The 11822-nt window shown below is 36.5% G+C and carries 11 protein-coding genes; 4 read left to right on the forward strand and 7 right to left on the reverse strand.

Annotated elements, in window-relative coordinates:
- Nucleotides 1-18: 18 nt before the first annotated feature.
- The 7 genes from ACR65M_RS24800 to ACR65M_RS24830 all read right to left on the reverse strand — a co-directional run bounded on the left by ACR65M_RS24800 (nt 19) and on the right by ACR65M_RS24830 (nt 6414).
- Nucleotides 19-1074, reverse strand: coding sequence for a M20 family metallopeptidase (locus ACR65M_RS24800; protein WP_440274697.1), 1056 nt, complete (start codon nt 1072-1074; stop codon nt 19-21).
- 26 nt (nt 1075-1100) lie between these two features.
- Nucleotides 1101-2096, reverse strand: coding sequence for a Gfo/Idh/MocA family protein (locus ACR65M_RS24805; RefSeq protein WP_440274698.1), 996 nt, complete (start codon nt 2094-2096; stop codon nt 1101-1103).
- Between the two features lie 71 nt (nt 2097-2167).
- Entirely contained in the window at nt 2168-3658 is a 1491-nt protein-coding gene (locus ACR65M_RS24810; RefSeq protein ID WP_440274699.1) for a sodium:solute symporter family protein, read from the reverse strand.
- A complete protein-coding gene (locus ACR65M_RS24815) occupies nt 3639-4001 on the reverse strand; it encodes a hypothetical protein (protein ID WP_440274700.1) in 363 nt (120 codons plus the stop codon). Before ACR65M_RS24815 ends, ACR65M_RS24810 begins: the two co-directional genes overlap by 20 nt.
- Before the next feature lie 75 nt (nt 4002-4076).
- Entirely contained in the window at nt 4077-4559 is a 483-nt protein-coding gene (locus tag ACR65M_RS24820) for a RidA family protein (RefSeq protein WP_440274701.1), read from the reverse strand.
- Between the two features lie 41 nt (nt 4560-4600).
- Complete coding sequence (locus ACR65M_RS24825; RefSeq protein WP_440274702.1) at nt 4601-5281, reverse strand: helix-turn-helix transcriptional regulator; 681 nt, start codon at nt 5279-5281, stop codon at nt 4601-4603.
- Nucleotides 5282-5721: 440 nt separating this feature from the next.
- Complete coding sequence (locus ACR65M_RS24830; protein ID WP_440274703.1) at nt 5722-6414, reverse strand: DUF1643 domain-containing protein; 693 nt, start codon at nt 6412-6414, stop codon at nt 5722-5724.
- A gap of 267 nt (nt 6415-6681) precedes the next feature.
- Between ACR65M_RS24830 and ACR65M_RS24835 the strand changes: the two genes are divergently transcribed.
- The 4 genes from ACR65M_RS24835 (at nt 6682) to ACR65M_RS24850 (ending at nt 11663) form a co-directional block, all read left to right on the forward strand.
- Complete coding sequence (locus ACR65M_RS24835) at nt 6682-7593, forward strand: AbiTii domain-containing protein (protein WP_440274704.1); 912 nt, start codon at nt 6682-6684, stop codon at nt 7591-7593.
- Nucleotides 7594-7804: 211 nt separating this feature from the next.
- Nucleotides 7805-8245 (forward strand): SRPBCC family protein, encoded by a 441-nt coding sequence (locus tag ACR65M_RS24840; RefSeq protein ID WP_440274705.1) that lies wholly within the window; start codon nt 7805-7807, stop codon nt 8243-8245.
- Nucleotides 8246-8547: 302 nt separating this feature from the next.
- Nucleotides 8548-10260, forward strand: coding sequence for a triple tyrosine motif-containing protein (locus ACR65M_RS24845; RefSeq protein WP_440274706.1), 1713 nt, complete (start codon nt 8548-8550; stop codon nt 10258-10260).
- A gap of 458 nt (nt 10261-10718) precedes the next feature.
- The gene (locus tag ACR65M_RS24850; RefSeq protein ID WP_440274707.1) at nt 10719-11663 is read left to right on the forward strand and encodes a hypothetical protein; all 945 of its coding nucleotides are present in this window, start codon (nt 10719-10721) and stop codon (nt 11661-11663) included.
- Nucleotides 11664-11822: the final 159 nt, after the last annotated feature.

Consider the following 11822-nt stretch of genomic DNA (forward strand, 5'->3'; position numbering starts at 1 on the left):
TAAACTTTTTTATGAAGGCTACCAAGCGAAAGCGCGGTAGAAAAATCTGTGTCTATTTTCTTGACATAGTATCAAATCTTCATTATGTGACTGCATCATAGCCGAAAACGCACTGACAATAGAAGAGGCTTGGCTTGTTTCAAGTGATGGATCGATTAGATATGGGTAGTCAAAGATGATTGCTGAATGTAAATCCTGATCAAGGTTATCCATAATCATATCTTGTATTTCTTGATAAGCTTCTTCCCACTGTTCTCCTGGAAGAAGTCTTCTATCGACATCAATCACACATTCATCAGGAACAATATTTACTTGTGAACCACCACCGATGATTGTTACACTTGTTGTTGCATTCCCACATAACGGGTGATTTCTGTTTTGTAGAAGAGGAACGATTTTCTTTTGGATGACTTGTATCACATCTGACATGATATAGATTGCATTTATACCATCCTGAGGGTTTGCCGTATGTGCAGACTTCCCTGTTGTCCTAATTTTAAATCGTATGCTTCCCTTTGTGGCGGAGACGATTTTCAACTCAGTCGGCTCTCCAGCTACGGCACCATCTGCTTTAATCCCTAACTCTACTAATCTATCAACCCCGCGATGTAGATGCTCCTCGTCAACTGTTGCTGCCAACTTTACATTAATGGGCAATACACCATCGTTCTCTTCAAGGGCCATCTCTATACCACTAATCATGGCAACTAATTGTCCCTTGGCATCACAACTACCTCTTCCATAAAATTTGCCATCCTTGATGAATGGTTCAAATGGAGATATAGACATATGATCAACACTGACTGTATCAGTATGAGTTTCAAATAATAAAGTCTTTTTGTTTGGGTCGTTGCTCGTTTCAATATAAATATTAGGTCGATCCGTAAGGATTTCTTCTTTTTTTACATTAAACGAATACGAATGATGTTTAAAATAATTGAATAAGTAACTCGCCATTCTTTCTTCACCACGTATATTATCGACTGTACCTTCACCAGGATTCACACTAGGTATTGAAACCATTTCTGATAATAATGTCGTAATATGTGTTTCCAATTCTTCAAATTCTCTCATAGCAATCTCTTTCCTTCTTTAAGATATTAGAGTTCAATTGGATTTCTAGTTTGTGCAGATTTAATTAAGAGTTGAGCTAATTCAATACCCTGTACTGCCTCTTCTCCACGAATAGAGGTAGGCTTTTCATTCTTCTCTATAATAGAAACAAAATAATCAAGCTCATTTCGCAAGGCACCTGTTGAAGTACCAAATATTTCTGGCCATAGGGTTACATCAGGTATTTCCGTTTTGTTTTGAACCGCAATATGCAAATTATCTCCAGGGTATTGGAGGGAAACCTTTCCCTCAGACGTCATCATTTCAAGGCGAACATCCAAATATTGTCCTAGATGATTTGGCAACGTCCATTGTGTTTCAAAGGTTGCAACGACTCCATTAGAAAATTCGACGATTCCCCAGAATATATCTGGATTTTTGTATTCTTCGGATGTTCTCTTCTCAACTGCATATACTCGTTTGACACTTGATTGAACATACCAAAGTACAATATCGATATCATGTGCTAATGCCATAAACACTGGGTGTGTACGTGAGTGCAACCCAAAACGTTCTTTAGGTACATTTCTTCTTGCATATATCGAATAAATGTCTCCTAACTCTCCTGATGTAAGTCTTTGTTTTATCGTGTTGTAACTGGCATCATATCGTAGGAGATGCCCTGGAAGTAAAATCACCTTTTGCTTCTCTGCTTCCTTGACCATATCTAGAGCCTTTTCTGCGTCCAATGAGATCGGCTTTTCAATTAAAACATGCTTAGATGCTTGAAGTGATTGAATAGTCAATGGATAATGCGACTCCTCTGAGGTTGCAATGATTACTCCATCTACTCGTTCGCATGATAAAACGTCCTCTATATGATTCGTAAAGTTTTCCGCACCATATTCTTCGGCAACCCTTTGGGCTCTAACTAATGATTGATCACAGATATACACAAGCTCTACTTGTCCCATTTGAGAAAGTATTTTTGCATGGCTAATCCCAAACTCTCCCACACCTATTACCGCTAATCCTACTGTCATATTTGAAACCACCCTTTTGTAAAAATCTGAAAAGGGCACACATTTTTATGAATTGTATGCCCTTTTTATTATTAAATTTCCTTATCAGCAGCTGAAAGCTTTCCAAAGAAATTATTAACTCTTTGCTGTTCAACAATGCCCTTAGTTGTTACTAAACTGATAATGACTCCTACTATCAATGAAGTAAACGTACTAGTAGCAGTTGTAATAGCTAAGTTTTGGATTCCCCCAACACCTAGACCTACTGCGGATACAATACCGCCAGCTATCGTTCCACTTAGAATAGCGGCAACTGCTCCTTTAGCATTCATTTTTCTCCAGAATACAGCCAAGCAGATGATAACAAATATTGGCATATCAGTAATCGCGATTACATTTAGGATAGAATTAATTACTCCACCTAATTTTGGAACTAAGAATGCCCAACCAGTTCCAATCAAACAAAGTACAATTGTTGCAATACGTGTTACTTTTAAATAATGCTTTTCTGATAGTTTTGGTCTTGCCTTTTTGTAAAAATCTTCAGTAAATAAAGCGGATGTTCCGCATAATGCAGAGTCAGCAGTAGAAATTCCCGCTGCTAACATTGAGGAAAAGAAGATCCCCAAAGCTCCTACTGGGAGCAACTGTAAATAAACCTCAGGACCAATCATATCTGGATTCATACCAGCAACAACATCCGGATCAAGCATTGCTTTCGCGGCAAGCCCAGGAATGATTTCCATAATGGCCATCGGGATTGCTAAAAGAGCAGCAAATAACATACCCCACTTGGCAACGTTTACACTTTTAGCACCAAGTCCACGCTGCATGACAAATTGACTGGTAATAAAGTAAGGAAAACCTAGTACCGTCATAGCAATTATCCATGGCCACCCATTCGCACTTTCGGCAGTTGGTACCCATTCCAGTAGATTACTTGGTACTGCTTCAATTAAGCCATTCATCCCATCAAAGTGATTAAAGATATAGATGGCACCTACAAACAGACCTGCCCACATAAGTACAAACTGAACTGCATCCGTTATGACAACTGAAACGATCCCACCTACAAATGTCAGTGCTAATACTAGTAGTGCCATCACTAAAATCATGTAATTAATTGGCACATCGAGGATCATACTCATAATGAGAGCTGATGCAAAAACAGTTACACCATAACGATTAAAGACATCTGCAAAAATCCAAATCACACTTATTAAACCGCGACTCGCACCACTATAACGGTCTTCAAATATTTCTGACATTGTATGATAGCGAAGTTTTCGATAGATAGGAATGAAAAATACCGCTGCAGCAACACACGCCATTGCATTCCATGCAATCCATACAACAGAAATACCGGAGCTATATACTAAGCCTGGTTTCCCAACTAAACTCCAAGTAGAGAAGTTGGTTGCTGCAAAAGTAGCAGCTAACATAAAAGGACCAAATGATCTTCCTCCTACTGAGAAGTCGTCATACCCAGAAATCCTTTTAGAAACAATATAACCTATAAAAACTGTTCCTATAATATAAAGTATGATGATAGAAAAATCGATACTAGAAATTGCTAAGTTCATTATTTACCTCACCCCTTTGCTCGGATTCTGAAACTGGTAACATGACCTTCAGTACTTCATTACGGATAACAGCTGCAATCCCACCTACAAACCATAACGTAAATGAAGTAAGCACAATTGGTGTTACCACATCAGCTGATAGAACAGCTCGTAGTACTAATCCAATAACAAATAAAAGAAAAGAAACTAACATTAATCCCATTCCCCATCTACCTGAAATCCTTGGTGAATGGGCTGGTTTAAGGAATAAAATCTTACCCTTAAGTTCCATTACTGGTCCAATAATCATAACTAAACCTGAAATTACAATTGATCCAACTATCACTGCACTCCAAAAGTCCACACATTTTCCCCCTTTGTTTATGTATGTATTACACTCCTTGGTGAGTGTATCACCAAGGAGATCCAACAGAAGTTACTACTCTACTTCTACAATCATTTCAATTTCAACCGGAGTATTGAAAGGTAGTTCATTTGAAGATATGGCAGAGCGCGCATGTTTTCCAGCCTCTCCAAAAACTTCTTCTAAAAGTTCAGAAGCACCATTAATCACGTAAGGCTGTTCTACAAAACCAGGTGCACTGTTGACAAACCCTAATAGTTTTACTACTTTTTTTACACGATCTAAATTTCCTAAATGACTTTTTAATACGGCTAAACAATTTATCATGGTTTGTCTAGCAGCCTCTTGGCCTTGTTCAATGGTTAAATCTGATCCAACTTTCCCTTCATAAATCAGTTTGCCATCCTTACGACAATCTTGGCCGGATGTATATACTAGATTCCCAGTTTGCTGTGCCGGAATATAGACTGCAGCTGGTTTTGGAGCTTCTGGAAGCTCAATACCCAATTCTAGTAATCTTTTTTCAATTTTGCTTTCGTTCGTTGTAACATTATTCATCTTAAAGCCCCCTATAAAATTTTCATCTATATAAGAATAGATTAAGCCAATGGTAGTTGATTCTGTTTTCTTTCTTCCTCTTCCCTGATTGTATCGAGGTAAGAATAGAGGCTATATTTCGATATATCATAATAGGTACAAACTTTATCACTTGATTTCTTAATTAAGAAGGCCCCTTTTTTATCGAGATATGTAATACCTTTTACCTTATCCTCTTTGGACATTAATGCTACAGGTTTCCCTACATATTCCTGTGACTCTTGTAATAAATGGTCTAACAACTCATTCACATCTTTTACAAAATACTCATTTACCTTTTTGTCTTCAGTATTTAGTTGAGCAAACTCTTGAATTGTCTTTTCTGCCATAACCAAATCTGTAATGTCTAGATTTATACAAATACAGCCGATAGGTTTATTCTCAGAATTTCGAATATACATTGTTGAGGAACGCAGGATTCTACCTTCTTTGGTTTGGGTTACATAATTATGCTTGTCCCCTTTTTGATCAGTCCCTCTTAAAACCTCTAAACCAAGGTTGGTACCTGAATCACCCACTTTTCGACCTGTAATGGATCCGTTTTCAATTTCAACAATAACGCTTCCAACTTCCTCATACTTCGTTAAATCTAGCAAGACAACTTCACAATTTGGACCAAATTGACTTGAAATCCCTTTAATTAATCCTCTAAGAAAGTCTATCTCATCGTAAATGCTTTCCAATCAATATCACCCTAATCTGCTTAATGTTCAAAACATTTATAACTATTTGTTTTAAAGTATAATTAAATTTTTTTTGGTAGTCAACAAAAAAATTTTTAGCTTACCTAATTTTTTGTTTGGTGATTATGCGAAAATATTAAATTTTCTTTTGAGGGCCACCCTACTTAAGAAACACTCGAGATTATAGGACTTTTCTTTTCTAAATATTTTTGGAAATAACGTGAATGGATATATTCTGACAAGGTAGTGATAACAGAGGAGCACCATAAATAGGCGAACAGAAAAACAAAAGGTGCCTATAATATTACAGGCACCTTAAAAAGACAGATCTTTTTACCTATTTTAATACTGTAAAGCTTTATCTTGGTGGGGGTCTGGCCCCCCGCTAGTTCAATCTTCGCATTTTTTTCAACTTAGTCCGGTTTCACTGTGACCATTAGTTAGCTCGACGTATTTTCGAAATATTTATCAAGTAAAATTTCTATACAGTCTTTACATACTGTAGTACCTTCTAGAGGAAACTCGGAGTGGCATACCTTACACCACAACCAGGAATCACCACCTATTATTTTTCCGTCACTTTTAATTATTCCCTCTCTGCCGATAAGATTCTCGTCCGGGACAGTTCTTATTAATATACGAGATTTTTTGTTTGGTCTTCTGTATGGGATTAATTCACATTTATAAGAAAGGAATAACGGATGACTCGGGAAACCTCTTGCCGTAACTTTTAAACAATCGATATCATAACCTCTTAGTAAGTTTTCAATATCTTTGTTTCTTTGATGAATAGTACCGTTCTCACCCCATGCTGCTACAATTTTATCAGCACTGTTTACCGCTCTAATAATATAATCTATATTTTCTTTTCCGATAGCAACTTCTCTAGATAGATTCTTTAGTTCATTATAATCGGTTGCAACATAAGCAAATAAGTTAATAATCTCTAATGAGCCATAGCCGAACTTCTTAGCAAAAGTAATACATTTTTTCGTTGTATTATCGTCTGCAGTTTCATTAGCAATGCTTGGATTTAGCATAATAAAAACAATTTTCTTTTTAGATTCATCCCATATCCTTGACATTGAATATCTATAGGTGCGACTTGGATCAAAAATTGCTCGTCTTTTCAAAACATATCCCCCCATTTATATTTTTTATTATACTTATTCTACTTATTAGCTAAAAATACCTTTGAGCAAGCGACTGGTAAATCCACCACTCCATTACCACTTATGATAATTTCTGGGGGTAGACTGTGACCATAACTTAGTGGGTTTTGGCAATTGAATCAATAAAGCTAGCGAATAGGATTTATTCTTATTGCTTTTCTATTTTCGGACTACTAATTGGGGAAATATGGTATGATAGTTGGTATTTAAATAGGAAGGGGGAGTTTTATGTCTCTTGTCTTGGAGCTGCAAAGAGAAGCTGTGGCTGGAAACAGTTCGATAAACAATTTGCTTCGTAAGGCATTATTGGTAGCAAAAAAACTAAAAGTTCATGAATTTGAAAAATGGGTATTAAGTGAAATGAACGGATATGCAAGATTTGATGAAATTCCAGATTATCGTGAAGTTAGAGGTAATTTAAAAGCATGGAATCCATACCATGGATATATTCCATATATCATTCAAAATTCCAATTTTTATGATGAGGTTTCAACTAAAAAAATGGATTCCTCTGTTGGTGAATTGGAACATATATTAGAAGGTTCTGATGGTACTGTTATCATAAAATTTCATGCTGAACTAGAAAATTTTCTTATGAAAAGTCAAGAATTCCCGTTCCAGCCATCGTTACATATATCTGATTCACAGTTTAAGAAAATAGTCGAAACTGTAAGGGGAATTGTTTTGAATTGGAGCCTTCAATTAGAGGAGGATGGAATTTTGGGAGAAGGTATGTCATTTTCGAAAAATGAAGAAGAAAAGGCAGTAAAAAGTACGGAACAAATCATTCATCAAAATATCTATAATTCCGGCGGCGGTCATATTCAGGTTCAACAACTCACACAACATTCCACTCAATCATTAGAGATAAATTCAACGGTTGATAAAAGTGAGCTCAGTGCATTAATTATTGATTTAAAAAAATTACTTGATGAAATGACAAATGGTGATATTAAGGATGAGCTTGACTCAGAGGTTACAGTGCTTGAAGCGCAAGTAAAATCGCCAAAACCAAAACCGGCAATGATTGCAGAAGCTTTAAAATCAATCAGAAATATTTCTGAAGGTATAACTGGTAGTTTGATTGCAACGGCAATCGTTGAAAAGATTCCAATGATTGTAAGCAAGCTCCCATTATAATCGTTTGTTTAGAGATACCAAATGGTATCTCTATTTTTTTGCCAATTTTTAGAGGGTAAACAGTGATTCCATACAATTTAAATTATAGAGAAAACAGAATTGGAGTGTATACCTAAAAACAAGGGAAAAATAAGGGACTGTTAGACAAACTTCGGGGCCTCACTGTGGCACTTTCAGGTTATAATATGTAGGTGCGAAAGTAGGAATCAGAATGGCGACAGGAACTCATACAGTAGAAATTCCAGTAGATGTACAAGCAGTTTGGGATTATGTCAGTGATCTTGAAAAATGGGCAACGACAGTACCAGCCTATAAAGAACATGAAATCATAAATGACAAGCAATCGATTTGGACATTTGAGGGTAGTGTGAAAGGGATTAAAAAAACAATACGAGCTCAGGTAGATATTACTGAATGGAATGAGCCTTCCAATATTAAGTTTGAACTAAAAGGGCTATCAGATAACTTTACAGGAAGCGGTCACTTTACTGCAGAAGATGTGAGTGGTAAAACAACAATGACTTGTACCGTGGAAGTCCATGCAGGCGGATTATCAGGTGCAGTGTTAACACCCATTATTAAATGGGCTGTTCCAAAGGTAGCAACTCGTTTAACAGAATCGATTGCACGAAAAATTCCAGTATTCTCATAGTTTTCGAAGAATTGAAGTCTCTTCATAAATAGAATATAAAGAATAAAAGAAGATGAACCCTACATTTCGTAGATTCATCTTCTTTTTCGATTGGGGGTATATGTCACCAGCCCCTAGGACTGTTCTATTTTAATACTGTAAAGCTTTATCTTGGTGGGGGTCTGGCCCCCGTTACTTCACACATACCCTTGATATTACCACTGTACCAATTTTCGGGTCGACACTGTGACTATACGCCCCCTACGCCCTAAGTATTATATATATCCCCCATTCTGCATATGGTGTAGTAAGGGGGTGAGCGAATGAAGAGATTTACAGGGGGATTACTGCTATTTATTTGTTTTTTTATCGGGGCTTCTGTTATAGAAGCAGATTCCAACCAGTTAATTATCATTAATAAACAGACAAACCAGCTTGCTTTTTTTGAGAATGGACAGCTGGTGAGGACGTTTAAGGTAGCCACGGGAAAATACGATCGCCAAACACCCGTGGGAACATTTCCTATCGTAAATAAAATAAAGAATCGTCCCTATTATACAGATAATATCCCTGGGGGCGATCCACGGAATCCATTAGGTGATCGTTGGCTTGGCCTTTCTGCAAGAGGCACCTATGGAACCACTTATGCCATTCACGGAAACAATAATCCAGCTTCAATTGGCACATATGCAAGCAAGGGCTGTGTGCGCATGTATGATGACGAGGTGCGTTGGTTATTTGATCGAGTCAACCTATATACAAATGTCATTATCACAAACTCGTCGAGCTCCTTTGAAGCAATTGCTGCCTCAAATGGCTATAGCGCATATAGTAAACTTGAGGCCGTTAAGGTCAGCCACTCAAGTCCGCAACCTGAGGACACTGCCATAACAGTTACTGCAACCACATCCTACAACCTCCCGACCTCCTTCCGGTTTGAAGTATTTGATGGAGAAAAGTGGTCCACCGTACAGGACTTTTCTCAATCTAACAAACTAGTTTGGACACCAAAAACAGCTGGCACCTACAATATCCGAGTCCGAGTAAGAAGTAATCACTCAGATAAACCCTTTGATGATGAAAAAGTGATTCCTTATACGGTTATCAAACCTGCAAAGTTACAATCGGTGAGCGCTGAAAAAGAAAGCCAGCAACCTGTACAGACTAGTATTACATTCAAAACGAAAACGAACCATCCAAATGATAATCTCGTAAAATTTTTAATTCAAACAGGAGATAAATGGGAAACGATTCAGGACTATTCAGAAGCAAAAGAACTTTCATGGAAGCCTACTAAGCCAGGAACCTACAACATTAAAATTCAAACAAAGCATAAACTCTCGAACAATGAATTTGACGATGAATCAGTGATGAACTACGTGATCTTTCAACCAGCATCTATAGCTTCCATTACAACTGATAAAGAAGAGCCTCAGCCCATTTATACAGCAATAACAATCAATGCCACAACCAACGATGACTCTTCTAATCTATTTAAGTTCACCGTCTACGACGGTGAACGCTGGAGCACACTCCAAGATTTCTCAAGTACAAAAACAGCTGTTTGGAAGCCCAACAAATCAGGGATTTATACCATAAAAGTACAGGTAAAACACCAACTTTCTAAGGAAGACACTGATTCAGAAAAGGAACTAACCTTCATCGTATTTAAACCCGCTACGATTCAAAACTTAAAGACCAATGTAAGTACCCTACTCCCTATGAAAAATAAAGTGGAAATTACAGCGTTAGCACAAAACCCAGAAGATCTCGAATATCGGTTTTTAATATACAAAGGAACACGCTTAATTAAAAGTAACAACTACTCAAACTTGAACAATGTAACCTGGAACCCTACGGAACCTGGTTCATACAAAATTAAAGTAGAAATAAAACACAGGTTATCAAGCAACCAATTCGATGACGCACACGATATCCCATACATCGTATTCCGGTCAATACCACTTGATGCTGTTCTACCATCATCAGTGAGAATCAAAAAAACGGGTACAATCATGATAAAGAAAAGACGATAGGACCAAGATGTCAGCAGAAAAAACGGGTCATGGGGCCTATCCCTCCGACCCTCTACTGTTAAAATAAAAATTGTCCGAGAAGGTTATATAGAACTCACCACTCCATTACTATACAAAAATACTAAATTCACCGTATAACAGCCTCACTCACAACCACCTCCCCTAAACAAAAACATTTCAAACAAACGTTTGAATGAAATCGCCAAATTCAAAAAAAGCCCGATTAGTACAAAGTTCTACTAATCGGGCTTTTGGTATTGTATGATAGCATGTCGCTTTATCCTTATACTTTGGAACGAGGAACACTGTGCCTCGTTCCCTCTTAATCTTTCGACAAACTACGGAGCGTCAGTGTGCCCTAGATTAAATTAGAACCATTTTGTCAAAGAAAATCAATAAGGTTACTGGTTATTTATGGTAGAATTGGATTAGTTAATAAATAAGAAAGGATTAAACGTATGTCACTTTCAAGTTTACTAAAGGGTTCAAAACCGAATGATAAAGAATTTCAGGCGATTTTAAAAGAATTTATTCCAGACAAGAAATCATTTAAAACAATTTCTGGTAAAGAGGCCTTTTCTAAAACTGAATATGAAACATTAGTCCCATACAACCTAGTCAAAAACTATAATTCAACAGTGATTGGTACAGCATTTGATTATTTAGCGAGAATAATGCTGGCTCGAGTAGTTAAAAAGAATAGAGATGAATCATACACAGATATAGTAGCAGAAGGCGGACTTATGGTTTTATCAAGGTTTTTGACTAAGCACCGTTCTATTGAATCAAAAATCAAAAAAAAGTTTACTAAAGCAATAAAAAAATTAAAAGCATTTAGCAATAATAAAAAAGATATTAAAGAATTAATTTTAGATGTTTGTTTCTTAGCTAAATTAGAAATCATTTTTCGTTCTGGACTACCCCCAACCAACTTATTGGAAAAATCGTTTTTTGATGATCCTGATGATGAAGTCATTAAGGATTTAGAGCAATTATGTGATGTTTTTCAAGAAAAGTTTATACAAACAAGTGTAAATTCAACTAGTGAAATTATATATAATCCTAATTTTGGTGTTTCCTCTGCATTTGTTGGAGGTGCAGACGGTGATGTTATCATTGACGGAACATTGTATGATTTTAAAAGTGGTAAAAACATAGGATACAAATGGCAAGAGGTTGCTCAAATAGTCGGGTATTCTTTACTTAATGAAATATCTTTAGATGTTAGTAAAGCAAATGAATATAGTGATGATCCATACCAGCATTTAGAAATTGACCGAATTGCTTTTTATAGAGCGAGATATGGTGAAATTGAATACATAAACTTATCTTATTTTGACAAAAATCAAATAGATACAACAAAAAGAAGCTTGTATCCTATTTTGCAAAGAACCCAAATTTAAGTAAGCCAATGATTGAAAATCTTCATATTTTAGAAGAATTGGCTAATGCCAAATAAAAAACCAAAAGATCAAGGGACTATCTATCTGGACTAACCTAAAATAGTGAGACAATATAAAACACCTCCAAAATGGCAATACTTGAGATAAGTATTGTGACAT

The sequence above is a fragment of the Ferdinandcohnia sp. SAFN-114 genome (assembly GCF_059415045.1).

Excerpts from the sequence above, each read along its gene's own strand:
- ACR65M_RS24850 (WP_440274707.1), top strand. The coding sequence starts at position 10,719 with ATGTCACTTTCAAGTTTACTAAAGGGTTCAAAACCGAATGATAAAGAA.
- ACR65M_RS24840 (WP_440274705.1), top strand. The coding sequence starts at position 7,805 with ATGGCGACAGGAACTCATACAGTAGAAATTCCAGTAGATGTACAAGCA.
- ACR65M_RS24845 (WP_440274706.1), top strand. The coding sequence starts at position 8,548 with ATGAAGAGATTTACAGGGGGATTACTGCTATTTATTTGTTTTTTTATC.
- ACR65M_RS24800 (WP_440274697.1), bottom strand. The coding sequence starts at position 1,074 with ATGAGAGAATTTGAAGAATTGGAAACACATATTACGACATTATTATCA.
- ACR65M_RS24810 (WP_440274699.1), bottom strand. The coding sequence starts at position 3,658 with ATGAACTTAGCAATTTCTAGTATCGATTTTTCTATCATCATACTTTAT.
- ACR65M_RS24835 (WP_440274704.1), top strand. The coding sequence starts at position 6,682 with ATGTCTCTTGTCTTGGAGCTGCAAAGAGAAGCTGTGGCTGGAAACAGT.
- ACR65M_RS24820 (WP_440274701.1), bottom strand. The coding sequence starts at position 4,559 with ATGAATAATGTTACAACGAACGAAAGCAAAATTGAAAAAAGATTACTA.
- ACR65M_RS24805 (WP_440274698.1), bottom strand. The coding sequence starts at position 2,096 with ATGACAGTAGGATTAGCGGTAATAGGTGTGGGAGAGTTTGGGATTAGC.